Genomic DNA, 26,724 nt, shown 5'->3' with positions numbered 1-26,724 from the left:
TCATGAACGACAACAGCATCCGCATCCTCGCCGACAGCAGCATCGCACCCGTCGTGCGTCATCAGCTCACCCGGCGCGGCTTCATCGGCGTCGTCGCCGCACTGGGCGCAGCAGGCGTGCTCACCGCGTGCTCACCGGGCGGCTCCGCGAAGCCCGGCCCCCGGGCCACCGGCGGTGCCGTCGAGGACAAGCTCTCGATCTACAGCTGGGGCGAGTACGACGCTCCCGAGGTGATCGAGGCGTTCACGAACGACGAGGGTGCGAAGGTCGTCATGGACACCTTCAACTCGAACGAGGAGATGATCGCCAAGCTCGTCGCAGCCAAGGGCACCAGCGGCTACGACCTGGTCGTGCCGACCGGTGTGTTCATCCCGCAGATGATCGAGAACGGGCTGCTCGCCAAGCTCAACCTCGACCTCATCCCCAACATGAAGCACATGGATCCCGCCTTCCTCGGGCGCGACTGGGACCCGAAGAACGAGTACTCCATCTGCAAGGCGTGGGGCACCACCGGTTTCGTCTACGACAAGACCGTGATCACCCGCGAGCTGAAGACCTGGAGCGACTTCATCGATGCGGCGCAGAACGAGGCATCCGGCAAGACCTCCGTGCTCGACGACCCGGCGCCGCTCGGCGGCATCTACTACTGGGCCAACGGCATCGACTGGAACACCACCGACCCCGCCGACCTCGACGCGTGCGAGAAGTTCCTCGTCGACGAGCTCGCCCCGCACATCTCGGCGTTCGACTCGTACCCGGGCGGTGCGGCGATCCCGCAGGCGTCGCACGTGCTCATGCAGTCGTGGAACGGCGACGCGCGCATCGGCATCCAGGAGTCGCCCGACCCCGACCGCTGGCAGTGGGTGCTCGGCGCGCCCGACACCGAGCTGTGGATGGACAACTGGGCGCTCGCCGAGGGCGCGCCTCACCCCGAGGCGGCCCACGCCTTCCTCAACTACATCCTCACCCCCGAGAACCAGCTCGCCCAGGTCGACTACATCGGCTACGACACGGGAGCGGCGGGCATCAAGGAAGCGGCTGAGAAAGCCGGACTCGAGATGCTCGACATGGTCTTCTTCGACGAGGCGCAGGTGAAGACCATGCACGAGGGCAAGGTCACCGAGGCGCAGGCGCGCATCGTCGAGATCTGGAACAAGACGAAGGCAGCCGCCGGTGCGTAGTCCCCGCTTCGGGCTGGCTGTGCCCGCGTGGGTGTGGCTGGCGCTGTTTTTCATCGCGCCCATCGCCATGGTCGTGTGGTTCAGCTTCGGGTACAAGCCCGGCATCTTCGGCACACACGCCAACGACGTGCTGTCCTTCGACCGGTACGCCGAGGCCATGTCGCCGACGTTCTTCGCGACCTTCCAGAACACCCTCTGGGTGGGAATCCTCGGCACGCTGCTGTGCCTGCTGATCGGCGCCCCGGTGGCGTACTGGATGGCGGTCAAGGCCCCGCCCGCCCGTCGGGGCCTGCTCATCGCGCTCGTCATGGTGCCGTTCTGGACGAACTTCCTCGTGCGCACCCTCGGCTGGCAGGTGATCCTCTCGCCCGAGGGGTGGCTGTCGTCTCTGCTGCAGGGTGCGGGCATGATCGACGGGCCGATCGAGGTGCTCTACACCCGCACAGGCGTCCTCATCGGCGTCGTCTACAACTACCTGCCGCTGATGATCCTGCCGCTGTACGTCGCCTTCGACCGCGTCGGAACGCCGCTTCGCGAGGCCAGCAAGGACCTCGGGGCGAACGGCATGCGCACCTTCCTGCAGGTCACGGTGCCCCTGGCGCGGCCCGGCATCATCGCGGGCGTGCTGCTGGTGTTCATCCCGCTGATGGGCGACTACATCACCGCGACCGTGCTCGGTGGAGCGCAGGGCAACATGATCGGCCAGCTCGTCGCCAGCCAGTTCGGCACTGCGCAGAACTGGGCGCTGGGCTCGGCCATGGCGGTGCTGCTGATCCTCGTGATCATGCTGACGATCGGGGTTGCCGCGGGCATCCTGTGGCTGATCTCGCTGCCGTTCAGGAACCGCAGCCGACTCGTGCTCGGAGAGGCCTCATGACCGACATCCCCACCCGCCGCCGCGGCGTCGCCGTCGGCGACCGCATCCTCGGGATCTGGTCGATCGCGGTCTACGCGTTCCTGTTCCTGCCGATCGCCGTGATCATCATGGCTTCGTTCAACTCGGGCCGTCTGCTGGTGGCGTGGGACGGCTTCAGCCTCGCCCCGTTCGCGGCCCTGGTCGAGAAGCCGGTGATCCGCGACGCGGTGATGGTGTCGCTGCGTACCGGTGTGATCGCGGCGCTGTTCGCCGCGGTGCTCGGCACCCTGGCGGGCATCGCGATGGCACGCCGCCCCGGCAGGTGGGTCTGGTGGTTCCTCGGGCTGCTGCTGCTCGTGTCGGTCACGCCCGAGATCGTCGACGCCGTCGCCCTGCTGCCGTGGCTCGTCTTCCTCGGGCAGGACCTCGGGCTGGGGATGTTCAACGACGGCACGGTGCGCCTCGTGGTCGGCCACTCGCTGTTCTCGATCGCCATCGTGTCGTACATCGTGCGGGCCCGGCTGGTCGGGCTCGACGCGCGCCTGGAGGAGGCGTCGGCCGACCTGTACGCGCCGCCGGTGCGCACCTTCCTGCGCGTGACGCTGCCGCTGGCGATGCCGGCGGTGCTCGCCGGATTCCTGCTCTCGTTCACGCTCAGTCTCGACAACACGGTCGTGTCGGCGTTCGTGCAGGTGTCGGGAACCACACCCTGGCCGGTGTACGTGCTGAGCTCGCTGCGCAGCGGCCTGCGGCCCGAGATCGCCGCCGTGTCGACGGTCATGCTGCTGCTCACGCTGGCATCGCTGGCGCTCGTCGCCTACGTGCTGAAGCGGGCCGGCGACTCGACCACCGAGATCGCCCGGACCATGGCGGGAGGCTGAGATGACCCACGCAGATCTCGTGTTCACCGGCGGCGCCTACGGCGGCCGGGTGTTCGTCTCCGACGCGTCGCGCTCGCGAGCCGACGCCGTCGCCGTGCGCGACGGGCGGATCGTCGCGCTAGACCGGGACGCAGTCGCCCTGATCGGCCTCGACACAGAGGTGGTCGATCTGGACGGCCGGATGCTGCTGCCGGGCTTCCAGGATGCCCATGTGCACCCGCTCTGGGGCGGGCTCGACATGCTGCGCTGCGACCTCGCCGACCTGTCGAGTCAGGACGCGTACCTGCAGCGGATCGCGGAGTACGCGGCCGAGCATCCGGACGACGAATGGGTGCTGGGCGGCGGCTGGCAGATGTCGGCCTTCCCCGGCGGCACGCCGACCGCGGCGGCCCTCGACCGGGTCGTGACCGACCGGCCCGCCTTCCTGCCCAACCGCGACGGGCACGGCGCGTGGGTGAACTCGCGCGCGCTGGCGCTGGCGGGCATCACCCGCGACACCCCCGACCCTGACGACGGGCGGATCGAGCGGGATGCCTCGGGCAACCCGTCCGGCACGCTGCACGAGGGCGCGATGACGCTCGTCAACCGGCTGCTGCCGGCCGAACCGCACGAGAGACTGCGGGAGGCGCTCGCCGTCGGTCAGCGGCACCTGCACTCGTTCGGGATCACCGCGTGGCAGGACGCCATCGTCGGCACGCAGTACAGCGATGCGGGAGACCCGCTGCCGGTGTACATCGCCGCCGATCGTGCCGGTGAGCTCAGCGGTCGTGTCGTGGGCTCGCTGTGGTGGGACCGCACGCGCGGCCTCGAGCAGATCGTCGACCTCGTCGCGCTGCGCGAGAGCGCCGCCGGGGGACGCCGCTTCGCGGCGACGAGCATCAAGATCATGCAGGACGGCGTGGCCGAGAATTTCACCGCGTCGATGCTCGAACCGTACTGCGACGGCCACGGGCACCCGACCGAGAACGCCGGCATCTCGTTCGTCGACCCCGAGGTGCTGAACGAGGCGGCCGCACGGCTGGATGCCCTCGGCTTCACCCTGCACTTCCATGCGATCGGCGACCGGGCGGTGCGGGAGTGCCTCGACGCGGTCGAGACCGCGCTGCAGCGCAACGGCCCGCGCGGCAATCCGCACCACATCTCGCACATCCAGGTGGTGCATCCCGACGACGTGCCGAGGTTCCGCCGGCTCGGCGTGACCGCCAACATGCAGATGCTCTGGGCGACGCTCGAGCCGCAGATGGTCGACCTCACTCTGCCGTTCCTCGGCGACCAGCGCTCGAGCTGGCAGTACCCGTTCGGCGATCTGCTGCGTTCGGGAGCCGCGCTCGCCGCGGGAAGTGACTGGTCGGTGTCGACGCCCGACCCGATGGCGGCCATCCACACCGCGGTCAACCGGCGCTCGGCCCCGTCGGAGTGGGAGGGCGACTACCCGCCGTTCCTGCCCGAGCAGGCCATCGACCTCGGCACGGCTCTGCAGTCGTACACCGCCGGTTCGGCGCGGGTGAACAGCCTGCCCGAGACGGGAGCGATCAGGGCCGGGATGCTCGCCGACCTCGCCCTGCTCGACCGCGACCCGTTCGAAGGCGTTCCGGAGCAGATCGGCGACACCCGCGTGCTCGGCACCTGGGTCGAAGGAGTGCGGGTGTTCGAGGCCTGATCCGCCCGGAAGGAGCGCTCAGTCCTCCAGGGGGCCCAGCCAGGCGGACGCGGCGGTCGAGTGAGCGGACTCCGGATCCGACGGGTGGAACATACCCGCGAGCACATCCCGGTACAGCCGGGAGAGTTCGTTCGACGAGAAGTATGACCCACCGCCGGCGACGAGCATCGCCTCGTCGACGACCTGCTTCGCCATCACGACGGCACGGTGCTTGAGGCCCGACAGCAGCGCGAACCAGCGCGCCCCGTGGTCGGCGAGCTCGTCGACGTCGCGCGCGAGGGCGGCGATCTGCGGCGGCAGAGCGTCGTACGCCAGCGCCATGTCGGCGATCCGCCACCGGATGTCGGGATCCTGGCTGTACGGCCGCTGAACCGGTCCCTGAGCCCGCCGAAGGGTGGAGGTGCGCTTCTGCGCCGTCGCGACGGCGAGGTCGAGACCGCGCCGCGCGATGCCGGTGTAGACCGATGCCAGGAGGATCTCGAAGACGCTGAAGATTCCGAAGAGGATCGGGTCGGGGTTCGGACCCGGGTCGATCCGGCGCACGACGTGCTCGGGCGCGGCGATGGCTCCGTTCAGACGGGTGGTGCGACTCTGCGTGCCGCGCATGCCCAGGGTGTCCCAGTCATCGCTCGTGGTCACCGCGTCGGTGCGGTCGATGAACGCGAACACCAGCTTCGGGCCGTCCGGGCTCGTCGTGTCGAGGCCGTGCAGACCGAGCTTCGTCCACACCGGAGCCAGCGAGGTGAAGATCTTCGTGCCCGTGAACGCGTAGCCCCCGTCGGGTTGCGGCACGGCATCCGTATTGCTGCCGAACAGCACGAGATCGTTGCCGCCCTCGCTGATGCCGAACGCGAACACCTCGCCCGCAACGGCGCCGTCCTGCACGAACTCCAGCCCCGGCACGCCGCGGTCGCTGAACACCTTCGCGACGCCCGTCCACACCAGGTGCATGTTGATCGCCAGCGCCGTGGCGGGGGCGGCCGAGGCGAGGCGCTGCTGCAGCACCGCTGCCTCGGCGAGGCCGAGACCTGCGCCGCCGCGCTCGCGGGGGACGAGGATCGACAGGTAGCCGGACTCGCGCAGCTCGTCGAGGTCGTGCTGCGGGAAGGTGTTCTCGCGGTCGTGCACGGCGGCGCGTTCGCGGATGCGCTCGAGCAGGTCGTCGGGAAGGTGGCGGGCGGGGTCGAATGCGCTCATGACAGGGCCTCCAGGATCTGCCGGATCGTCTCGTCGGGGCGATCGCGGTGGGGTGAATGCCCGGCGTCGGGCACGACCGACATGGTGATGCGCGGGTTCTCGAGCACCGAGTCCGCCAGCTCGCCGGTGAACAGGCTGTAGACGTCGGGGTCGGCTCCGACGATGTGGGTCGGGAGGCCGAGCTGCGCGGTCTGCGCGCGCACGTCCCACGGCTCGTTCTGCACGCTGGTCTGCTCGACCGCCCACCGGCTGGCCCGCAGCACGGCGTCCACCTTCAGCTCCACGTCCTGCGGATGCCACTCAGGATGCTCCGCCCGCACCGACTCGACGTCGGGGGAGGCGAAGGCGCGCTGCTGGCTGCGGCGGATGATCCCCTCGTCGCGTCCGGCGACGCGGATCGCGGGGTCGATCAGAACAAGACGGCGCGCCCATCCGGATGCCGTGGTCGCGGCGATCACGGTGCTCGCAGCGCCCAGGGAGTGACCGATCACGGCATCCCATTCGTCGCCGTCATCCGGGCGGACGGCCGCCACGTCGGCGCCGTAGGCCGCGACGGAGTAGTCGAGCGCGCGGGGCGCGCCGCCGTGGCCGCGCAGGTCGACGGCGGTGGCCTGCCATCCGGCATCCGCCAGTGCGGTGCCGATCCGCCACATCAGCGCGGCGGACGACCCGAGACCGTGGACGAGCAGGGCGCGGCGGGGGCCGTCGCCCCAGACCAGACGAGGGAGTGTGAGCGGTGCGGGCACGCCACCAGCCTAAAGGCGGGCGGTCTGGATCGGCTCTGTGTCGGGGTAGGGGGACGGGTCGCGGTGACGCAGATCGGGGAACGAGCGGACGAACACGACCGAGACCACGAAACCCACGAGGGCGAACAGCGCGGCCGCCAGGTACGCACCGGCCGGGCCGGACTGATCGATCAGGATGCCGGCCACGGCCGAGCCTGCGGCGGCGCCGATCAGCTGACCCGTACCCGCCCAGCCGAACGCCTCCGCCGTCTCGCTGAACTTCACACTCGCGGTGGTGATCGCGAACAGCACGGCCAGGGCCGGCGCGATGCCGATGCCGGCCAGCACCAGCGTGCCGCCGAGCCAGAAGGTGTTCAGCGACACCATCGTGAGACCCAGACCGACCGTCACGATCAGCAGGCGCCGGGCCATCGCCCACGGGCCGATCGGGATGTGCCCGAACGCGAGACCGCCGACCAGGCTGCCGACCGAGAAGACTGCGAGCACGAGGCCCGCCTCGAGCCCGCCATGGCCGAAGGTCGCCACGACGCCGACCTCGACCGCCGAGCAGGCGCCGATGAGCAGGAAGCCGATGACCGTGGCGAGCATGACCGGAGGCTTGAGCACCACGCGGCCGAATGCGCGACGGCTGCGCGGGATGCGCACGCGACCGACTTCGGGGGAGAGGATGAACCACGTGCCGCCCAGCACGAGGATCGCCGCGACCAGCAGCAGGCCCTGCATCGTGCCGACCTGCGTCGAGACGACGGTGATCACCACCGGCGCGACGATCCAGATGATCTCCTGCAGCGAGGCGTCGAGGGAGAAGAGCGGGGTGAGCTGGCCGGCGTTGACGAGCTTGGGGTAGATGGTGCGCACAGCCGCCTGCACCGGGGGAGTCGACAGCCCGGCGAGCAGAGCGAAGACCATGTAGCCGGGCAGGTCGAGTGGGAGCAGCGCGAGACCCAGCACCGCCAGCACGCAGACGGCCAGGGTGAGCGTGAGCACTCGGCGCATGCCCCAAGCGCCCATCCAGCGGCTGGTGACGGGGCCGGCGACGGCCTGACCCACGGAGGCGGCGGCGAGCACGATGCCGGCCGCGCCGTACGATCCGGTCTGCTGCTCGACATGCAGCAGGATCGCGAGGCTGGTCATGCCGTTGGGGAAGCGAGCCACCAGCTGTGCGGCGATCATCCGCGCCACGCCGGGCGTGCGAAGAAGGTCCCGATATCCCGCCATCAGAAGAGATTATCGGGGGCGCGCGTCGCGGCGCGAGGCGGCCCGGCGACGACACGCCGCGACACGCCGAGACCGCTTCTCCACAGGAAAACGGATGTCGGTGGCCCGGCGTACCGTCCTGCCTGTGGATGGATCCGGAAGGGGGTCACGAGAGCCGCGTGAATCCGCGGTCCGAGCGACCTGCAGAGCGGCCGCGGGCTGTGGAAGAAACGGTGGACAAGCTGTGTTGTATCTGGGGAGAGCAGTGGAAAACTACACGGATGTAACTACTACCCCTTGTGGTCGCTTCCAATGTCCGTCCCCATATGTAGTATTGAAGTCCCGGCGGAGGTCTGCCGGGAGAACCACCTGGAACAGAGGGGAATCAGACATCACCATGTCGATCACGGTCTACACCAAGCCTTCCTGCGTGCAGTGCAACGCGACCTACCGCGCCCTCGACGCCAAGGGCATCGAATACCAGATCACCGACCTCTCCGAAGACGCATCGGCGCTCGAGCAGGTCAAAGCGCTCGGCTACATGTCAGCACCCGTCGTGGTCACCGACGACGGCCACTGGTCGGGCTTCCGTCCCGACAAGATCGACGAGCTCGCAGCCCGTCTCGCCTAGGGGTTCTTCGGCGGCGCTCAGGAACCGGGGTGAACTGTGAACATGGTCGCGACCGCGGTGCCGCTCCTGGTCTACTTCTCGAGCGCGTCCGGCAACACCGCACGATTCATCGAGAAGCTCGGCCTTCCCGCCCGCCGCATCCCTCTGCACCGCGCCGAGGAGCCGCTCGTCATCGACGAGCCGTTCGTGCTCGTCACTCCGACGTACGGGGGCGGGCAAGGGCGCGGTGAAGAGAAGGGCGCCGTGCCCAAACAGGTCATCCGGTTCCTCAACGACGAGCGCAACCGGCGCCACATCCGCGGGGTCATCTCCGCGGGCAACACGAATTTCGGCGAGTCGTTCTGCCTCGCCGGAGAGGTCATCAGCCGCAAGTGCGACGTGCCCCACTTGTATCGCTTCGAGGTATTCGGCACACAGGACGACGTGGATCGCGTGAGCGACGGATTGGAACGATGGTGGAAGCGACAGTGACAGAGGCAGTCGAGTTCAAGATGAACCCTGCGTACGAGGGGCTCGACTATCACGCCCTCAACGCGATGCTCAACCTGTACGACGCGAACGGCAAGATCCAGTTCGACGCCGACAAGCGCGCCGCACGCGAGTACTTCCTGCAGCACGTCAACCAGAACACGGTGTTCTTCCACTCCCTCAAGGAGCGCCTCGACTACCTCGTCGAGAAGCAGTACTACGAGGGCGCCGTCATCGACCAGTACTCGTTCGACTTCATCCAGAAGCTCAACGACCTCGCGTACTCGAAGAAGTTCCGCTTCGAGACCTTCCTCGGCGCGTTCAAGTACTACACGAGCTACACGCTGAAGACCTTCGACGGCAAGCGCTACCTCGAGAGGTTCGAGGACCGCGTCGTGATGACCGCGCTCGCGCTCGCCGAGGGCGACGAGCAGGTCGCCATCGACCTCGTCGAGGAGATCATCTCGGGCCGCTTCCAGCCCGCGACGCCCACCTTCCTCAACGCCGGCAAGGCGCAGCGCGGCGAGCTCGTCAGCTGCTTCCTGCTGCGTATCGAAGACAACATGGAGTCGATCGCCCGCGGCATCAACTCGTCGCTGCAGCTGTCGAAGCGCGGCGGCGGCGTCGCCCTGCTGCTGTCGAACATCCGCGAATCCGGCGCACCGATCAAGCAGATCGAGAACCAGTCATCCGGCATCATCCCCGTGATGAAGCTGCTCGAAGACAGCTTCAGCTACGCCAACCAGCTCGGAGCCCGTCAGGGCGCGGGTGCGGTGTACCTCAACGCGCACCACCCGGACATCATGCGCTTTCTCGACACCAAGCGTGAGAACGCCGACGAGAAGATCCGCATCAAGACGCTCTCGCTGGGTGTCGTCGTGCCCGACATCACGTTCGACCTCGCCAAGAAGGGCGAGGACATGTACCTGTTCTCGCCGTACGACGTCGAGCGCGTCTACGGCGTGCCGTTCGGCGACATCTCGGTGAGCGAGAAGTACCACGAGATGGTCGACGACTCGCGCATCAAGAAGACGAAGATCAACGCGCGCGAGTTCTTCCAGACCCTCGCCGAGATCCAGTTCGAGTCGGGCTACCCGTACATCATGTTCGAGGACACGGTGAACAAGGCGAACCCGATCAAGGGCCGCATCAACATGTCGAACCTGTGCAGCGAGATCCTGCAGGTGAACACGCCGACCACGTACAACGACGACCTGTCGTACGACCAGATCGGCAAGGACATCTCGTGCAACCTCGGCTCGATGAACATCGCCCTGGCGATGGATGCCGATGACCTGGGCAAGACCGTCGAGACCGCGATCCGCGCGCTGACCGCCGTCAGCACGCAGAGCCACATCAACTCGGTGCGCTCGATCGAGGACGGCAACGACCGCTCGCACGCCATCGGCCTCGGCCAGATGAACCTGCACGGCTACCTCGCCCGCGAGCGCGTCTTCTACGGTTCGGAAGAGGGCATCGACTTCACGAACATCTACTTCTACACCGTGCTGTTCCACGCGCTGAAGGCGTCGAACACGCTCGCCATCGAGCGCGGGCAGACCTTCGACGGCTTCGAGGACTCCACCTACGCGTCGGGTGAGTTCTTCGACAAGTACATCGACCAGGCCTGGGTGCCCGCGACCGAGAAGGTCAAGGAGCTCTTCGCCGGCCACCACATCCCCACGCAGCAGGACTGGGCGGCGCTGAAGGACAGCATCCAGCAGCACGGCATCTTCAACCAGAACCTGCAGGCGGTGCCGCCCACCGGCTCGATCTCGTACATCAACAACTCGACGTCGTCGATCCACCCGATCGCGTCGAAGGTCGAGATCCGCAAGGAGGGCAAGCTCGGCCGCGTGTACTACCCGGCGCCGTTCATGACGAACGACAACCTGGAGTACTACCAGGATGCATACGAGATCGGCTACGAGAAGGTCATCGACACGTACGCCGCCGCCACGCAGCACGTCGACCAGGGCCTGTCGTTGACGCTGTTCTTCAAGGACACCGCCACCACCCGTGACATCAACAAGGCGCAGATCTACGCATGGCGCAAGGGCATCAAGACGATCTACTACATCCGTCTGCGTCAGCTCGCCCTCGAGGGGACCGACATGTCCGAGTGCGTCAGCTGCATGTTGTAATTGCCTTCTGATCAGGCTTTTTTCTAGAACAGGATTGGTGGAATGACTCCGTCTCCCAAGCTCACGCTGATCGACCACGTGCAGGCGATCAACTGGAACCGCATCGAGGACGAGAAGGACCTCGAGGTGTGGAACCGCCTCGTGAACAACTTCTGGCTTCCTGAGAAGGTGCCGCTGTCGAACGACGTGCAGTCGTGGAACACACTGACCCCCGACGAGCAGCTGATGACCATGCGCGTGTTCACGGGGCTGACCCTGCTCGACACGATTCAGGGCACCGTCGGCGCCGTGTCGCTGATCCCCGATGCGATCACTCCGCACGAAGAGGCGGTCTACACCAACATCGCGTTCATGGAGTCGGTGCACGCGAAGAGCTACTCGTCGATCTTCTCGACCCTGTGCTCGACGAAGGAGATCGACGAGGCCTTCCGCTGGTCGGTCGAGAACCAGAACCTGCAGAAGAAGGCGCAGATCATCGTCGACTACTACCGTGGCGATGACCCGCTCAAGCGCAAGGTGGCCTCCACCCTGCTCGAGTCGTTCCTGTTCTACTCGGGCTTCTACCTGCCGATCTACTGGTCGTCGAAGGCGAAGCTGACGAACACGGCCGACCTGATCCGCCTGATCATCCGCGATGAGGCCGTGCACGGCTACTACATCGGCTACAAGTACCAGAAGGGCCTCGAGAACGAGACCGAGGAGCGCCGCCAGGAGCTGAAGGACTACACCTTCAACCTGCTGTTCGAGCTCTACGAGAACGAGGTGCAGTACACGCAGGACCTCTACGACTCCGTCGGTCTGACCGAGGACGTCAAGAAGTTCCTGCACTACAACGCCAACAAGGCCCTGATGAACCTCGGCTACGAGCCGATGTTCCCCTCGACCGTCACCAATGTGAACCCGGCGATCCTGTCTGCTCTGTCGCCGAACGCCGACGAGAACCACGACTTCTTCTCGGGGTCGGGCTCGTCGTACGTGATCGGCAAGGCCGAGGCCACCGAGGACGACGACTGGGACTTCTGATGAGTTGTGCGGCGTCACGGAATGTGGCGCCGCACCACGTTGAAGTTGGCACACGTCACAGCATCTGGCGCCGATTTCGTAGTTGGCGCATGCAACCCCTGACATCGGGCAGGGAGTGGGGTGCCGAACAAGCCCCACCCGACTCCCGCTGAGTCGACCGTCTCGTGGCCGGACCGCGAGTCGGAGGGCCCGGCCGGTGAAGCGGTTCGCGGGCTCCTGGTGAAACCTGCGTGCGGCGATGGGGGAGAAGAGCAGCAGAAGCGCGGCTGCGGATGCCTGGCTGCTCGTCGTTCGCGACGTGAGCGCGGTCACCGTGAGCGCGATCTCGCTGAAGCTCTTACCGACGCGTCGTCGGATCTGATGCGCAGCCTGCTGCAGACCATGATCATCGCGCTGCTGATCGCTGACCCGGACGCCGTGGTCGGCGCGGAGTGGGGCAAGCCGGGCTCTGACCGGATCGCGCAGCGCAACGGCTGACGGCACCGCGACTTGGACACCCGCGTCGGCGCCATCGACGTCGCGATTCCGAAGCTGCCGCAGGGACCTACTTCCCCGACGGCTCCTCGAGCGCCGCAAACGGGCGGAGACCGCGCCGATCACCGGGATCGCGGACGGCGACCTCGCCGGCGTCTCGACCCCGGCGCTGTCTGGCAACGCTGCCGCGCCCATCACGCCGCGAACCCGGTGTCCGAGACTCCGAAGGCCATGCGGCCCGCCGCGAAGCGATGCTGCACTCCGTCTACGACCAGCCTGACGCGGCTTCCGTGAACGCCCAGTTCGACCGGCTCCTGGGTTACGTCGGCGGCGAGCTCCCGACGCGCATGACCAGCTTGATGCTGCAAGGGTGGAGATCCTCGCGTCTACCGCGGATTCCGCCGGCCTGCTGGGTGGACGCTGCCTGAACTCCACAGTTCTGCATATTTCGACTGGTTCTCGATGTGCAACACGCACAATCGGTGCTCTAGCGCGGAGAGATAATTCATGGAACGGCGGCGCGGATGCCGCACATCTCAGGTGCGGCGCCGCCCCGAGACGATCGATACAAGGGAGTACGACAACTCATGATCCGCTCGATCCTGATCTTGCACACATCGCGGGCGCAGTCCGACTCGGTGCTGGAGCTCTACCGTCGCGAGGCGATTCTGCAGGAATCGCTCGACCTGACCCGTGCCATCAGCTCAGAGATCGCCACCGCGATCGACGGCTCAGGCGAGATCATCGTGACGGCCGTGTGGCCCGATGAGGCCGCGTATCAGGAGTGGCTCGACCACCCGAATCGCGGGCGCACCGCCCCAGAGCTTTCTGCACTGCTCGCCGATGCCCGGATCGGGGCCGGACGGCTGTACGAGGTCGACCATCGCGTATCCAGAACCGAGATCTGACCCCCGAAACCCCTCACGAAAGAAGAATGCAATGACGCACCTCCCACGGATCATCGCCGGCGCCGGCGTGCTCGCGCTCGGTGTCTCCCTCGCCGCCTGCAGTGCCGATGGCGGCGGGAGCGGTGACGGCGACGGCTTCTCGATAGTGTTCCTCGCTGCCTCGTCTCAGAACGGCTACAACCAGGCCGTCTTCGAGGGAGTGCAGAACAAGGCGAAGGAGCTCGAGAAAGAGCTCGGCATCAGCATCACGACAAGAATCCAGGACGGCCAGTTCGACGCCAACACGCAGCTGTCCCAGCTGCAGAACGCGGGGACGACCGGCCAGGCGAGCGGCGTCATCGTCGTGCCGCAGGACGGGCCGGGCCTCGCCGCAGCGTTCCCCCTCGGCAACGACATCCCCGTTGTGTCGGTCTTGAACCCGATCGGACCTGACATCGACAAGATGGAGCCGCAGATCGACGGGGTCGTGTCCACTGTGGCCTCCTCGCCCTCGGCGGGGGCCGAGCGCCAGGCGGAGAGCGTCGTCGAGTACTGCAAGGACATCGATCCCTGCAAGATCGGTCTGCTGGCGGGCCTTCTGAACTCGCCGCTCGACGTCGCACGCATCAAGGCGTGGAAGGACGTCCTCGGGCCGCACGACAACATCGAGATCGTCGGCACCGTCGAGGGCGCCTACGATCGCGACAAGTCGCTGACGGCGGTGTCGAACCTGCTGCAGGCGAATAGGGACATCAACGGCATCCTCAGCAACGCCGACCAGCAGACGATGGGCGCGCAGATCGCGCTCGAGAACGCGGGCATCGATCCGTCGTCGATCTTCCTCACCGGCGGGGGCGGCACCGCCGAGGCAGTGAAGGCGGTTCGTGAGGGGACGTGGACGAACGCGTACCTCAACTACCCGGTGAGCATGGGCGAAGCTGCGCTCGAGCAGCTGATCAGCAAGCTGCGCGGCGAGAAAGTGCAGGCAGTCGTCGACGCGGACTTCCTGGTCGACATCCCGTCGATAGCGACCAAGGCGGACCTCGATGCCGTGCCCGACTTCACCGGCGAATGGGACGGCTGATCTGATGCGGGAATCCGAGATGGGTCCGGTTCTCCTCGAGCTCCGAGGAGTGGACAAGCGATTCGGCGCGACCCAGGCTCTCGACGGCGTCTCTCTCGAGATACGCGGCGGGGAGATCCATGCGCTCGTCGGCGAGAACGGCGCAGGCAAGTCGACGCTGGGAAAGGTGATCGCGGGCGTCTATGCCGCCGATCAGGGCGACGTCGTTGTCGACGGAGCGCCGGTCGACCGATGGAATCCGGGGATCGCCCAGCGACGTGGAGTAGCGATGATCGCGCAGGAACTAGCGCTCGTCCCCGACCTGACGGTCGGTCAGAACGTGTTCCTCGGCGCGGAGGATCACCGCTTCGGCATCGAACGCTCCAACGTCGCGGAGCGCTTCGCAGCGCTCGACGCGCAGGTCGGATTCCACCTCGACCCGGCGAAGAAGGTACGCGATCTGCGTATCGCCGACCAGCAGAAGGTGGAGATCCTGCGCGCGCTCGCGCGAGAAGCGCGGATCATCGTGATGGATGAACCGACCTCATCGCTGACCGCGCAGGAGATGGCGCAGCTCGAGGAGCTGATGCGGACTCTGCGGGATCGAGGCTGCTGCGTGATCTACGTCTCGCACTTCCTCGACTCGGTGCTCGGCGTCGCCGACCGGATCACCGTCATGCGAGACGGTCGGCGGATCGAGACCGTCGACGCGGCGTCGGTGTCGAAGCACGATCTGGTGACCTCGATGCTGGGTCGGGAGATGGTGCAGGCATACCCGGATCGTCCGCCACGACCTGAACCGGGGGACCCGCTCCTCTCGGTGCGGGAGCTGCGTACGGGTACGGGCGTCGAGCGAATGAGCTTCGATGTGCGTCCTGGTGAAATAGTCGGCCTGCTCGGCCTCGTCGGCAGCGGGCGCACGGAGTGCCTGCGTGCGGTGTTCGGTCTGGACCAGGTCGTCTCGGGAGAGATTCGATTCGATGGCCGGGACTGGGTCGGCCAGACTCCCAACCACTCGATCGAAGCGGGTCTGGTGCTCGTCTCGGAGGACCGCCATAAGGACGGGCTCGTCTTGCAGCGATCGGTGCGCGAGAACATCGGCCTCTCGAGTCTGCCTGCCCGCTCGCGCGGCGGGATCGTCGATCGCAGGAGCGAGAAGCGCACCGCTCGGGAACTCGCGGAAGCACTTGAGATCCGCCCGCCTGACATCGAGCTGCCGGTCGGATGGTTCTCCGGCGGCAACCAGCAGAAGGCTCTGCTCGGCAAGGCGCTCGCAGCCGATCCGAGGCTGATCATCCTCGACGAGCCGACCCGCGGCGTCGACGTCGGCGCAAAGCGCACCATCTATGAGCTCATCGTCCGGCTCGCGGCAAGGGGCATCGGCGTGCTGCTGATCTCGTCCGAGCACGAGGAGATCATGGAGCTGGCACATCGCGCTTACCTGGTCTCTGAGGGCCAGACCTTCGGGGAGATCATTCCCGAGCAGACCACCGTGGAGGACGTTCTGTTCCAGCTCTTCCACGTGACCAACGGAGAGGAGTCGGCAGCATGACCGAAGCCGCAAACACCACAGTGACGCGCACCCGCGCAAGCAGGAAGTTCTCGACCACGGAGCTCGCCATCGAGTATGCGGTCCTGCTGCTGCTTGGAGCCGTGCTCGTCGCGCTCGCGATCCTGTCGCCGTCGTTCTTCACCTTCGGCAACATCGTCAACATCCTGAACCAGAACTCACCGCTCGTCATCATCGCGGCGGCCGGTACGTTCGTGATCATCTCCGGGAACTTCGACCTGTCGACCGGTGCGATATACAGCGTCGCCGGAGTCGTGGCCGCGTGGCTCGCGGTGACCACGGGAAACGTCGTGCTCGCCCTCATAGCAGGCCCTCTGATCGGCATGCTTCTCGGGGCGTTCAACGGCGCGGTCATCACCCGCCTCCGAGTGCACTCGTTCCTCGCGACGCTCGCGTCTTCGATGATCTTCACGACGATCGCCGTGCTCATCACCGGCGGCAGCCTGATCACCGTGACCACCCCCGGCTTCACCGCTCTGGGGCGTAACCGCATCGGCGGCATCTTCGTCGCGGTGCTCGTGATGATCGTCGTCGTGGCGATCCTCTGGTTCGTGCTCTCGCGCACTCTGTTCGGACGGTACGTCTACGCCGTCGGCGGCAACGCAGAGGCGGCCGAGCTCTCCGGCATCCACGTGGATCGCACGCGCGTCCTGGTCTTCGTGATCAGCGGTCTCGCGGCCGGCACGGCCGCGGCGATCGGTGTCTCGCGGATCGCATCCGGGCAGCCGCTTGCAGGCGCCGGGCTCGAGCTGAGCGCGATCGCGGCGGTGATCCTCGGCGGCACGAGCATCTACGGCGGCATCGGCGCGGTCTGGCGGTCGGTGGCCGGCGTCTTCCTCATCGCCCTGATCGGCAATGGCTTCGACCTGCTGAACCTGAACCCCCAGCTCAAGGACATGGTGACCGGCTTCATCATCCTCGCGGCGGTCGGCCTCGCCGCGGCCGGGCGAGGCAAGCGCTAGCAGCGCCACCTCCCTGCAGCTCCTTCGGAGACGGCCCGGGTCACCCCGGGTCTCCACGGGCTGCCCGAAACATCAACAATCCCTCACGGAAGGACCCCTGAAATGTCCGAGAACGTCCGAATCGCCATCGACGTCGGAGGCACATTCACCGACGTGGTGAAGCTCGTGCCCGAGACCGGCGAGCTCCGCTTCGAGAAGGTGCCGACCACACCGAGCGAACCGACGGCGGGGGTGCTCGCCGCCTTCGAGAAGGCCGACGCCGACCCAGCCCTGGTCTCGACCTTCAACCACGGCAGCACTCTGGGCCTGAACTCCCTGCTGACCCGAACGGGGGCGCGTATCGCGACGATCGCGACGCGCGGCTTCCGAGACGTCTATCTGCTCGGGCGCACCGACCGCAGGGTGATGTACGACATCGCCTACCGCAAGCCGGAGGCTCTGCTCGAGCGGTACGACACCTTCGAGGTGACCGAGCGCAGCATGTTCGACGGCTCGGTCGCGACGCCGTTCGACGACGACGACGCCCGCGAGGTCGCTCGTGAGATCCTTCGTCGCGGGTACGCCGCGGTGGCGGTCGCCTTCCTGCACGCGTATGCGAACCCCGCGCACGAGCTGCGCATGCGCGAGATCCTCGAGGAGGAGGCGCCGGGCGTCGAGATCACCCTGTCGCATGAGCTCTCGCGCGAGTACCGCGAGTACGAGCGCACCAGCACCGCCGTGCTGGACGCCTACATCAAGCCCATCATGCGCGGCTACCTGAAGGCGCTCGAGGGCGAGTTGGAACGGCGCGGTTTCGACGGGCGCTTCCTCATGTCGCGCTCGGGAGGAGGGGCGATGACCGCGTCGTCCGCGCGCGAACAGCCCGTGAACCTGATCCTCTCTGGTCCTGCCGGCGGTGTCGTCGGCGCCGCCGCCTTCGCGAAGCTGATCGACAGGCCCAACCTCATCACGATCGACATGGGCGGCACCAGCCTCGACGCGTCGCTGGTGCAGGACGGCAGCCCCGTCCTCTATCACGGCGCGGAGTTCGAGGGACTTCCCATCAACACGCCTTCTCTGTACATCCACACGATCGGGGCCGGCGGCGGGTCGCTCGGCTATCTCGATGAGGCCGGCGCCCTGCAGGTCGGACCCAAGAGCGCCGGCGCCATGCCCGGGCCGGCCGCATACGGCCGTGGCGGAACGGAGCCCACGTTCACCGATGCCGCGCTCGCCATCGGCTACCTCGGGACGGACACCCCCCTCGGCGGTGAGCTCACACTCGACCGGGAGAAGTCGCTGACGGCGCTCCGCCCGATCGCCGAGGCCCTCGGACTCAGCGTCACCCAGCTCGCGCGGGGGATGGTGAAGATCTCGAACACCAAGATCATGGGCGCGGTGCGCGCGATCACCATCGAGCTCGGTCACGACCCCAAGGACTTCTCCCTGCTGTCATTCGGCGGCGGCGGGGGACTCGTCGCGGTCGACGTGGCGCGTGAGCTGGGCATCCCCGAGGTCATCGTGCCGCCGGGGCAGGGGGCGTTCTCAGCGCTCGGGATGCTGATGGCCGACGTGCAACACGACTACTCGCGCACGAGCCTGCAGGCTCTCGACGAGCTCGACGCCAATGCAGCCGATGCGCTCTACGCAGGTATGGAGGCGGAGGCGCGTGAGACGCTGCGCGCTGAGGGGTTCGACGACGACAGCATGCTCTTCCACCGGGTCGTGGCCGTGCGGTACTCCGGCCAGGAGCACTCGGTCACGGTCGATTACCCGGAGAACAGCACGGACCCCCGAGAGGCCATCCGCTCGGAGTTCGACCGCCTGCACCTGCGTCAGTACGGCCACACCATGGACGATCCGATCGAGACGACGACGCTGCGTCTCGGGGCGGTCGGCATCGTCGACAAGCCGGATCTCCCGAAGGCGGCGCTCCGTCCGGAAGGCGGAGGACCCGAGCTGCGAACGCGCACGGTCGTGCTCGACGGCGACGAGGCCGCGGAGTACGCCCTGGTCTCGCGTGAGGAGCTCATGGCCGGCGACGTCATCGAAGGGCCTGTGGTCGTGACCGAGCACACGGCGACCACTGTGCTGCACGCCGGCGACCGACTCGAGGTCGGTGCATACGGCGAGCTCATCATCTCGATCCAGTACGCGAAGAAGGGGGCCTGACATGGCCGACGCCATCACCACCGAGATCATCAGGCACGGCCTGCTGGCGGCCGCGGAGGAGGTCGCGCGCAACCTGTGCCGCACCGCTTACAACACCGTTGTCTACGAGATCCATGACTACGGCATCGGGATCCACGACGCCAACGGAGACGTGGTCGCCGACGCGCCGGGTATCGCGGTCTTCACCAGGGGCAACGATGCCGGCATCAAGCACTCGGTCGAGTTCCTCGGCCGCGATGCGATGGAGCCCGGAGACGTCTTCATCATCAACTTCCCCTACTGGTCGAGCGCTCACACTCTCGATCCGCTCGTCTTCGCCCCGATCCATGTGAACGACGAGCTGATCGGGTTCGCCTCCTGCCGTGTGCATGTGACCGACCTGAATCAGAAGGACCCGGGCTACGTGCTCGACTCGACCGATCGCTCGCAGGAGGGGCTCATGCTGCCCGCCTCGAAGCTGTACCGACGGGGGGAGCGCAACGAGGATGTGTTCAACATCATCCGATTCAACAGCCGCATGCCGAAGCACACGATCGGCGACATCCAGGCGCAGGTGTCAGCGTGCGTAACGGGCGTGCGCCGCACGCAGGAGCTCGCGGACAAGTACGGCGTCCCCACACTCATCGAGGCGATGGTGACCATCAACGAGCACGGTGAGAGGCTCGCCAGGCTCGCGCTCGCCAAGCTGCCCAAGGGCACCTGGAGCGCGGTCGACTACGTCGATGATGACGGCATCAACAAGGACGACCTCGTCAAACTGCAGTGCACGGTGACGGTCACGGACGAGGAGATGGTGGTCGACTGGACCGGCAGCGCCGAGAACGTCGAGGGCCCCATCAACCTGCCGCCGGGCCAGACCGAGGCGCTGTCCAGCCTCATCTTCAAGTCGCTCACGACTCCGGACTCCCCGGTCGTCGCGGGCAACTTCGCCCCGCTGCGGGTGGTCACGGTGCCGGGGTCGGTCATGCACGCCGTGCCGCCTATGCCGACCTTCACCCTCTGGACCGGCCTGCTCGCGGGCGAAGTCATCCTGAAGGCTCTGGCCAAGGGCATGCCGGAGCTGGTTCCCGCCTGCTCGGGCGGTGACGTGTGCTCGATGATGGGCCTCGGCGTCAACCCGCGAACCGGTGAGCCGTGGCAGGAGGCGACCAACGAGGCGGTTGGCTTCGGCGGTACCGCGCACCACGACGGCGAGGACGGGATCATGCATCTCTCGGAGCCTGGCTGCCGGAACAACCCTGTCGAGGTGCTCGAGGCGAAGTCCTCGATGATCATCGATCATTACGGCTACCGTCCCGACACCGGCGGCGCAGGTGAGCAGCGAGGTGGCGTGGGCGTGAGCCGCTCGTACCGCTTCACCGCCCCTGCCACGGGCATCTGCCTCGTCTACAAGACGAAGACCGAGCCGTGGTCCATCGCGGGCGGGTCGGTGGGCAAGCCGAACCGGATCGTGCTCAACCCCGGTACCGATCGCGAGGTCATTCAGGGCGGCAGCTACAACCGACTGGACGCAGGTGACGTCCTCGTCAACCAGACCGGTGGGGGTGGCGGCTACGGCGATCCGTTCCGCAGAGACCCCGCCGCCGTCGCGCACGACGTGCGTAACGGGTTCGTGTCGCGACGCGCTGCAGAACAGGACTACGGGGTCGTCGTCGCGTCCGACTTCAGCATCGACGAGGCCGCGACGGCCGCCATCCGAGGCCGCTGAGTCACCATTGAAGGCGGTGCGCCCGGAACACGGGCGCACCGCCTTCGGCGTTCGCCGATTGCGACGACTCGCCACATCCGGGTTGCGTCGGCCATGCCCGGTACTCCCTGCGTTAACGAGATGTTCGCCGAGCCGCTCCCTGTCGTTGCCCGGCCGACCCTACGGTCAGTCGGGTGCGTGCCAGACGGAACTCTCCCCCCTCGTCCCTTTCCTCCCGCTCCTTAGGCGGCATCGCCCTGGCGACCGCGGTCGGCATCGGTGTCACTCTGCTGACTCCGGCCGGCGCTCATGCCGCAGATGGCACGTCGATCGACGGCAGAGACCCCCATCCGGTGTTCCTGGGCAAGACGCACTTCACCGGCGAGTTCCATTCCCACACCGCGATCAGCGATGGTGTGCAGCGGCCTGACGACGCCTACGCGTACGTGGCGGCGAACACCGACGTCGACTTCTTCTCTGCGAGTGAGCACGACGTGACCATGGACGTGCGCTCGGCCGACGACTGGATCGATGACCACGGAAAGGCCCACTCGGAGGAGTGGAAGCACCTCAAGAACGGGGCGGAGCGGCACAACGCCGACGGTTCCAGCGACCTTGTGGCCGTCCCCGGCGAAGAGGTCACCTGGTACGACGCCACCGGCCACATCAACCTCTTCGACGCCGAATGGTTCGTCACCGCACCCGGATACGCGCGTGGATCGGGTGACAACCTCGCCGGTGTGTTCTCGCCGGGCGACCACATGTACGACCTGCCCACCTTCTACGCCAGGCTCGCACTCGACCCCGATGTCATCGGCCAGTTCAACCACCCGTCGCCGACCGGTAAGGGCAACTTCGGCGGTTTCGCGCACCTCACCCCCGAGGCGGACGCGCACATGTCGCTGTTCGAGCACAAGGGTCCGGGGTACGACGCTCAGTGGCAGCTGGCGCTCGACAACGGCTGGCACGTCGCTCCCGTCTTCAACGGCGACGAGCACAGCGCCAACTGGGTGACCTCGAACCCGGCGCTGACCGGCGTGTGGGCGGAGGAGAAGAGTCTCGACGGTGTGCACGCGGCGATGCGTGATCGCAGCATGTACTCCACCCTCGACCAGAACGCACTGCTGGCATTCAGCGGAAACGATCAGATGATGGGATCGATCCTTCCCGCCGACACGCCGCGCCTGGACGTCGACATCCGCCTCGCCGATCCCGATGCCACTGATTCGTTCACCAAGGTCCAGGTGATCGGCAACAAGGGCACCGTCGCACACGATTTCGGACAGATCACGGGCAACGTGCATGAGCTGACGGCGACCATCGACGTGCGCGCCGGCGATTACTACTTCGTCAAGGCCATGCAGGCCGACGGTGCACAGCTCGTCTCCGCGCCCATCTGGATCGGCGAGAAGGTGCGCGACGCGAACTACGCCCCGCAGATCAGCCTGAAGGGGAAGGCGCCGAGCAGCGCGGGCGAGGGGGACCGCGTCGAGATCCCGAGCTTCACCGCAGCGGACGATTCAGGAACCGAGCCGCGAACGACGGTAGAGGTCTACAACTCGCAGCATCGTCTTCCCGTCGCCGACGGAGCGTTCACGGTCGAGGGCCTGGACGATCACTTCATCGTGATCAAGGCGACCGACGACAAGGGCAGCACCGCGGCGACCGTGCACCGGATCCAGGTCGAGGCCACCGAGCTGGACCCTGAGAGCGTCTTCCGCCACTTCGGCACGGTGGCGACGGTGGGGGCGAAACCCGGCGATGTGGGCCTGAGTGTCGCGACCGACCTGGCGGTGAAGAACACCTGGGCGCAGATTCGCCCTACCGACGCCTGGTTCGGCGCAGGCGCCGCCGTCATCGCCTCGACGAACAGCCGGGTCTTCGAAGTCGACTCGATCGCGACGGAGGCCGACACCTACCTCAACAGCCTCACCGCGCACGCCCTTCGCAGCCACGAGTTCGATCTGACCGGTCTCGACCCCGGGCGTCGCTACGAATACCGATTCGGCGCGAGCGAGAACGGCCCCTGGACGGACGTGCGCGGCGAGTTCGTCGTGGGCGGCGAGAAGGATGCCCCGGTGTACGTGCTGGGAGACGTGCAGGTCAACTCGGCAGACCCCGACGACTTCCGCCTGCCGGTGAAGATGCTGGAGCAGCTTCAACAGCAGCGCGCAGGTGGCGAGACGGTGATCCAGGTCGGCGACCTCGTCGACAACGGCGGCAACGCATCGCAGTGGGCCTCGACCTTCCAGTACACGCTGGCGCCGATCGACCTGCAGTTCGCGTCGATGGTCGGCAACCACGAGACCTACGGCGACCGCGAGGTCAACACAGTGCTCTCGACCGAGCGCAGCCGGATCTTCTCCTCCATGTTCAACCTGCCCAAGAACGGCAGCGCCGTGGGTGAGAGCAACTACTCGTTCGACCGCGGCAGCATTCACTTCTCGGTGCTTAACTCCAACTACGACCTCGACACCCAGCTCGCCTGGCTGGTCGACGACGTGCGGGACAGCGACGCGCAATGGAAGGTCGTGATGGGCCACTTCCCCTACTACGGCGGTCGCCACAGCAGTGACGCGGGCATGTCGATCGCGCGGGCGAAGATCACCCGCACCCTCGCGCAGCTCGGCGTCGACCTGCACATCGGCGGGCACGACCACGTATACAAGCGCAGCACCATCCTCGATGGAGCATTGGTGACCGACGAGGCGCAGCGTGACCTCGGCACGACCTTCGTGACCATGGGCTCCAGCGGACCGAAGTTCTACGACAACCAGGTGCAGTGGTGGGACGAGACCGTCTACGACGAGAACATCCAGACCGGTCTGGTGCTCGAGGCCGCCGGCGACAAGCTGCAGGCGCGCGTCTACACGATCGAAGGCGAGCTCGTCGATGAGTTCTCGGTGGCCGAGCCTGAGGGCCTCCTCCGTGTCACCTCGCACGACGTGCGGGACGGAGAGCTGGCCGAGGTGGGCATTCTCAGCACCCCGGGTGCCCCCTCGGAGGCTGTGGTCGTCGCCGCCGCCTACGACCTCTCCGGCGAGGCGCTGGTCGATGTGCGCACGGCCGACATCGAGGTGCGGCGCACAGGTACCGAGCAGGTGGTGCGCTTCCCGAGCCCGCTGCCGGTCCGCTCCGACACGACCGTGCGCCTGTTCGTCTGGGATCGCCTTGCCAGCGGGAGAGTGCTGACCGAACCCGTGCTTGTGCGCGAAGGCATGCCGGGTGCGGGAACCGCGGAGAGACCGTACGAGCTGCGGTCCTGGAGCGATGTGGAGAAGATCGCGCAGGATCCCGCTGCGCACTACGCGCTCATGAACGACCTCGAGCTGGATGACACGGAGCGGGGGCAGATCGGCGCGGGCGCGACGCCGTTCACGGGCATCTTCGACGGCCGCGGGCACACGGTGCGCGGTTTCCGGGCCGAGCCGAACAACGGATCGGGTCTGTTTCAGACCAACGACGGCACGATCCGCGATCTCGCCGTCGTCGACGCCGACATCACCACGACCGTGGGCACCGCGGGCATTCTCGCTGATGTCAACAATGGAACCATCGAACGCGCCTGGACAACCGGCTCTGTGCACGCACCGTCGCGCGCCGGGGGGCTGGTCGGTGATTCGTCGGGAACCATCAGGGACAGCTACTCGACCGCGCGGGTGCGGGTGTCCGGCACCGAGTCGGGAGGCCTGATCGGGGTGGCCCTCGGTGGCTCTCTGACGGAGAACGTGTACGCCGCCGGCCCGGTCGCCTCGGACACCCGAAACGCCGGCGGTGTCGTGGGGTACGGGTACAACGAGACCGTGATCCGCAACGCCATGGCGCTCAACCCCGCCGTCACCGCGCCCGGATACGCGCATGCGGTGCTCGGGCGCGTGCTCGGGGGCAACGCGGCGACGCTCGAGAACAACCATGCCTCGGCGGACGCGTTCGTCTCGGCCCAGTCGCTGGCCGACGCGCCGGCAGCTGACAACCTCAAGGGCGCGACCGTGACCGGCGACGTCGCGCGCACCGCCGCTCACTTCGCTGCGGCCCTCGGGTGGGACCTCGAGACCATCTGGGAGTGGAACGCCGACGCCGGCCGCCCCGTGCTGCGCTCGAACCCCGAGGCGTACGAACGACCGCAGCCGCAGCTGCCCGTCAACGCGGAAGGCTACTTCGAGCTGTCGACAGCAGAGCAGCTCGCGTTGATGAACGACTTCCCCGGCGAGAAGTTCACTCTCACCGCCGACATCGAGCTGCAGGGCCGACCTCTCGGCAAGCTGGCCGAGACGGTGCCGTTCACCGGTGAGCTGCACGGCGCAGGCCACGTGATCTCCGGCCTGCGCTCCGAAGCGGGGGGCCTGTTCGGACTGAACAGCGGATGGATCCACGACCTCGGCGTGGAAAGCGCCGAGGTGACAACCGCCAAGCCGCGCGCAGGCGTCCTCGTCGACGTCAACAGCGGCACCGTGGAACGGGTGTACACGAGCGGATCGATCTCGGGGCCGAGCAGGATCGGCGGGCTGCTGGGCGATTCGAGCGGCGTGCTGCGCGACGCGTACACCTCAGCGACGGTGAGCGCGTCGGGCACCGAGGCGGGGGGAGCGGTCGGGATCGCGTTGGCCGGATCACTCTCTGAGCGGGTAATCGCTTCGGGCACGGTGTCGGCGGCGGTGCGCAACACCGGCGGTGGCTTCGGATATGCGTACACCGGAACCGAGATCCGAGACTCACTCGTCACGGCGCCGAGCGTCACGGCACCGAGCTGGGCTCACCGTGTGCTCGGTCGTGTCCTCGCCGGAAACTCGGCGACGCTGTCGAACAACTGGGCGTCGGCTGCGACGACCGCCACGGTGCCGACCGACCTCGCCTCTCCGGCCGCCGACAACCTCCACGGTGCCACGGCCTCCGACGCAGACCTCAGTCGGCCGGCTTTCTACCACGACACGCTCGGCTTCAATCGCGAGGTCTGGAAATGGAGCACCAGCAACGGGCGTCCGCTGCTGCGCGGCGTCGGCGAGTCTCGCGGGCTTGGGGCCGAAGACGAGCAGTCGCCGCAGAGCCCCACGGGCCCCGCGTTGCCGCAGGCAGAGGACGGCGCCTACCTCGTCGACGCCGCCGCCGACTTCGTCGAGATCGCGGCGTTCCCTGGCGAGCGATTCCGGCTGACGGAGGACCTCGATCTCTCTGCCGCTGCGATCCGGGTGACACGTCCGTTCACGGGCGAACTCGACGGCGCCGGGCACCGGATGACCGGGTACCGGTCGACCGAGGGAGGGGTCTTCGCCGAAGTGAGCGGCACAGTGCGGCGGGTGATGCTGGTCGACGCGCACGTCGAGTCGGGTCGAGCCGACGTGGGGCTGCTGGCCGACCGCGTCGCCGATACGGGCGTGCTCGCCGAGGTCGGGACGACCGGATCCGTCAGCGGTGTGGCCACGGTCGGCGGACTGGTCGGCACCTCCGTCGGCACGGTGGAGGATGCCTTCTCGGAGGCGACGGTGACAGCGACATCCGGGCGCCAGGCCGGCGGCATCCTCGGTATCGCCGGGCGCGGCAGCACCACGCGACGTGTGTACGCCGCAGGAGACGTGGAAGCAGCGGCCAACCAGAACGCCGGCGGGATCGTGGGATACGCGTACGCCACCACCACGGTCTCGCAGTCGGTCGCGCTCAACCCGTCGGTGAGCGCCACCGCACATGCGTCGCGGGTCGTCGCGCGAGAACTGGGCACGGAGAAGGCCACCCTGATAGACAACCTCGCCGTCGACTCGATGGCGGTCGCCGGTCAGAGCGTGACGGACGAGGGTCGCGGCACGCGAAACGGGGAAACCATCACCAGCGCGGCCGCGAGGGACCAGAGCACCTACGCGGCCATCGGCTGGGACTTCGGGCGGGTATGGAGCTGGGATGCCGCGGCATCCCGACCGACCCTGTCGAATGTCCGCTGACGAGACCAGGAGAACA

18 protein-coding genes and 1 pseudogene are annotated in these 26,724 nt (G+C 67.3%); 16 read left to right on the top strand and 3 right to left on the bottom strand.

Translation table 11 applies throughout. The features are described 5' to 3' along the window. The first annotated feature begins 2 nt into the window (after nucleotides 1–2). From ACWGSM_RS10900 to ACWGSM_RS10885, 4 genes are read left to right on the top strand one after another with little or no spacing between them, the layout of a single operon-like run. Complete coding sequence (locus ACWGSM_RS10900; protein ID WP_452322934.1) at nucleotides 3–1,181, top strand: polyamine ABC transporter substrate-binding protein; 1,179 nt, start codon at nucleotides 3–5, stop codon at nucleotides 1,179–1,181. After that, complete coding sequence (locus ACWGSM_RS10895) at nucleotides 1,174–2,058, top strand: ABC transporter permease (protein ID WP_452322933.1); 885 nt, start codon at nucleotides 1,174–1,176, stop codon at nucleotides 2,056–2,058. Before ACWGSM_RS10900 ends, ACWGSM_RS10895 begins: the two co-directional genes overlap by 8 nt. Beyond that, complete coding sequence (locus tag ACWGSM_RS10890; RefSeq protein WP_452322932.1) at nucleotides 2,055–2,918, top strand: ABC transporter permease; 864 nt, start codon at nucleotides 2,055–2,057, stop codon at nucleotides 2,916–2,918. Before ACWGSM_RS10895 ends, ACWGSM_RS10890 begins: the two co-directional genes overlap by 4 nt. 1 nt (nucleotide 2,919) lies before the next feature. Then, nucleotides 2,920–4,578, top strand: coding sequence for an amidohydrolase (locus ACWGSM_RS10885; protein WP_452322931.1), 1,659 nt, complete (start codon nucleotides 2,920–2,922; stop codon nucleotides 4,576–4,578). An 18-nt stretch (nucleotides 4,579–4,596) separates the two neighbouring features. On the opposite strand, the gene ACWGSM_RS10880 is transcribed toward ACWGSM_RS10885, so the two are convergent. From ACWGSM_RS10880 to ACWGSM_RS10870, 3 genes are read right to left on the bottom strand one after another with little or no spacing between them, the layout of a single operon-like run. Further along, the gene (locus ACWGSM_RS10880; RefSeq protein ID WP_452322930.1) at nucleotides 4,597–5,775 is read right to left on the bottom strand and encodes an acyl-CoA dehydrogenase family protein; all 1,179 of its coding nucleotides are present in this window, start codon (nucleotides 5,773–5,775) and stop codon (nucleotides 4,597–4,599) included. After that, the gene (locus ACWGSM_RS10875; RefSeq protein ID WP_452322929.1) at nucleotides 5,772–6,521 is read right to left on the bottom strand and encodes an alpha/beta fold hydrolase; all 750 of its coding nucleotides are present in this window, start codon (nucleotides 6,519–6,521) and stop codon (nucleotides 5,772–5,774) included. Before ACWGSM_RS10875 ends, ACWGSM_RS10880 begins: the two co-directional genes overlap by 4 nt. A 9-nt stretch (nucleotides 6,522–6,530) precedes the next feature. Further along, a complete protein-coding gene (locus tag ACWGSM_RS10870; protein WP_452322928.1) occupies nucleotides 6,531–7,739 on the bottom strand; it encodes an MFS transporter in 1,209 nt (402 codons plus the stop codon). Nucleotides 7,740–8,115: 376 nt separating this feature from the next. Between ACWGSM_RS10870 and nrdH the strand changes: the two genes are divergently transcribed. The 12 genes and pseudogenes from nrdH to ACWGSM_RS10810 all read left to right on the top strand — a co-directional run bounded on the left by nrdH (nucleotide 8,116) and on the right by ACWGSM_RS10810 (nucleotide 26,708). Continuing rightward, entirely contained in the window at nucleotides 8,116–8,349 is a 234-nt protein-coding gene (gene nrdH / locus ACWGSM_RS10865; RefSeq protein ID WP_313355674.1) for a glutaredoxin-like protein NrdH, read from the top strand. 42 nt (nucleotides 8,350–8,391) lie between these two features. Continuing rightward, complete coding sequence (gene nrdI / locus ACWGSM_RS10860) at nucleotides 8,392–8,820, top strand: class Ib ribonucleoside-diphosphate reductase assembly flavoprotein NrdI (protein ID WP_452322927.1); 429 nt, start codon at nucleotides 8,392–8,394, stop codon at nucleotides 8,818–8,820. After that, nucleotides 8,802–10,961, top strand: a complete 2,160-nt coding sequence (nrdE, locus tag ACWGSM_RS10855) for a class 1b ribonucleoside-diphosphate reductase subunit alpha (protein WP_452322926.1) — start codon at nucleotides 8,802–8,804, stop codon at nucleotides 10,959–10,961. The genes nrdI and nrdE overlap by 19 nt, the downstream gene beginning before the upstream one ends. A 42-nt stretch (nucleotides 10,962–11,003) precedes the next feature. After that, nucleotides 11,004–11,984 (top strand): class 1b ribonucleoside-diphosphate reductase subunit beta, encoded by a 981-nt coding sequence (nrdF, locus tag ACWGSM_RS10850; RefSeq protein WP_452322925.1) that lies wholly within the window; start codon nucleotides 11,004–11,006, stop codon nucleotides 11,982–11,984. Nucleotides 11,985–12,260: 276 nt separating this feature from the next. Then, nucleotides 12,261–12,849, top strand: a pseudogene (locus ACWGSM_RS10845) (transposase); the annotation flags it as partial. A 196-nt stretch (nucleotides 12,850–13,045) separates the two neighbouring features. Next, entirely contained in the window at nucleotides 13,046–13,366 is a 321-nt protein-coding gene (locus tag ACWGSM_RS10840; protein WP_452322948.1) for a hypothetical protein, read from the top strand. Between the two features lie 31 nt (nucleotides 13,367–13,397). After that, on the top strand, nucleotides 13,398–14,429 hold the full coding sequence (locus ACWGSM_RS10835) for a sugar ABC transporter substrate-binding protein (RefSeq protein WP_452322924.1): 1,032 nt from the start codon (nucleotides 13,398–13,400) through the stop codon (nucleotides 14,427–14,429). 19 nt (nucleotides 14,430–14,448) lie between these two features. Next, on the top strand, nucleotides 14,449–15,960 hold the full coding sequence (locus tag ACWGSM_RS10830) for a sugar ABC transporter ATP-binding protein (protein ID WP_452322923.1): 1,512 nt from the start codon (nucleotides 14,449–14,451) through the stop codon (nucleotides 15,958–15,960). Next, nucleotides 15,957–16,940, top strand: a complete 984-nt coding sequence (locus ACWGSM_RS10825; RefSeq protein ID WP_452322922.1) for an ABC transporter permease — start codon at nucleotides 15,957–15,959, stop codon at nucleotides 16,938–16,940. Before ACWGSM_RS10830 ends, ACWGSM_RS10825 begins: the two co-directional genes overlap by 4 nt. Before the next feature lie 102 nt (nucleotides 16,941–17,042). Beyond that, nucleotides 17,043–19,091 carry a hydantoinase/oxoprolinase family protein gene (locus ACWGSM_RS10820; RefSeq protein ID WP_452322921.1) on the top strand — a complete coding sequence of 683 codons (2,049 nt, stop codon included), beginning with the start codon at nucleotides 17,043–17,045 and terminating at the stop codon, nucleotides 19,089–19,091. A 1-nt stretch (nucleotide 19,092) separates the two neighbouring features. Next, nucleotides 19,093–20,799 (top strand): hydantoinase B/oxoprolinase family protein, encoded by a 1,707-nt coding sequence (locus ACWGSM_RS10815; RefSeq protein ID WP_452322920.1) that lies wholly within the window; start codon nucleotides 19,093–19,095, stop codon nucleotides 20,797–20,799. A gap of 173 nt (nucleotides 20,800–20,972) precedes the next feature. Continuing rightward, complete coding sequence (locus ACWGSM_RS10810) at nucleotides 20,973–26,708, top strand: metallophosphoesterase (protein ID WP_452322919.1); 5,736 nt, start codon at nucleotides 20,973–20,975, stop codon at nucleotides 26,706–26,708. The last annotated feature ends 16 nt before the right edge of the window (nucleotides 26,709–26,724 follow it).

The organism is Microbacterium sp. NPDC055521 (genome assembly GCF_053619695.1).
The sequence above is the reverse complement of the archived record's forward strand: the minus strand, read 5'-3'. Positions and strand labels throughout refer to the sequence as shown.

What these genes read in the sequence shown, in the direction of transcription:
- ACWGSM_RS10900 (WP_452322934.1), top strand. Translation starts at nt 3, where the DNA reads ATGAACGACAACAGCATCCGCATCCTCGCCGACAGCAGCATCGCACCC.
- ACWGSM_RS10890 (WP_452322932.1), top strand. Translation starts at nt 2,055, where the DNA reads ATGACCGACATCCCCACCCGCCGCCGCGGCGTCGCCGTCGGCGACCGC.
- ACWGSM_RS10885 (WP_452322931.1), top strand. Translation starts at nt 2,920, where the DNA reads ATGACCCACGCAGATCTCGTGTTCACCGGCGGCGCCTACGGCGGCCGG.
- ACWGSM_RS10880 (WP_452322930.1), bottom strand. Translation starts at nt 5,775, where the DNA reads ATGAGCGCATTCGACCCCGCCCGCCACCTTCCCGACGACCTGCTCGAG.
- ACWGSM_RS10870 (WP_452322928.1), bottom strand. Translation starts at nt 7,739, where the DNA reads ATGGCGGGATATCGGGACCTTCTTCGCACGCCCGGCGTGGCGCGGATG.
- nrdH (WP_313355674.1), top strand. Translation starts at nt 8,116, where the DNA reads ATGTCGATCACGGTCTACACCAAGCCTTCCTGCGTGCAGTGCAACGCG.
- nrdI (WP_452322927.1), top strand. Translation starts at nt 8,392, where the DNA reads ATGGTCGCGACCGCGGTGCCGCTCCTGGTCTACTTCTCGAGCGCGTCC.
- nrdE (WP_452322926.1), top strand. Translation starts at nt 8,802, where the DNA reads ATGGTGGAAGCGACAGTGACAGAGGCAGTCGAGTTCAAGATGAACCCT.
- nrdF (WP_452322925.1), top strand. Translation starts at nt 11,004, where the DNA reads ATGACTCCGTCTCCCAAGCTCACGCTGATCGACCACGTGCAGGCGATC.
- ACWGSM_RS10840 (WP_452322948.1), top strand. Translation starts at nt 13,046, where the DNA reads ATGATCCGCTCGATCCTGATCTTGCACACATCGCGGGCGCAGTCCGAC.
- ACWGSM_RS10835 (WP_452322924.1), top strand. Translation starts at nt 13,398, where the DNA reads ATGACGCACCTCCCACGGATCATCGCCGGCGCCGGCGTGCTCGCGCTC.
- ACWGSM_RS10830 (WP_452322923.1), top strand. Translation starts at nt 14,449, where the DNA reads ATGGGTCCGGTTCTCCTCGAGCTCCGAGGAGTGGACAAGCGATTCGGC.
- ACWGSM_RS10825 (WP_452322922.1), top strand. Translation starts at nt 15,957, where the DNA reads ATGACCGAAGCCGCAAACACCACAGTGACGCGCACCCGCGCAAGCAGG.
- ACWGSM_RS10820 (WP_452322921.1), top strand. Translation starts at nt 17,043, where the DNA reads ATGTCCGAGAACGTCCGAATCGCCATCGACGTCGGAGGCACATTCACC.
- ACWGSM_RS10815 (WP_452322920.1), top strand. Translation starts at nt 19,093, where the DNA reads ATGGCCGACGCCATCACCACCGAGATCATCAGGCACGGCCTGCTGGCG.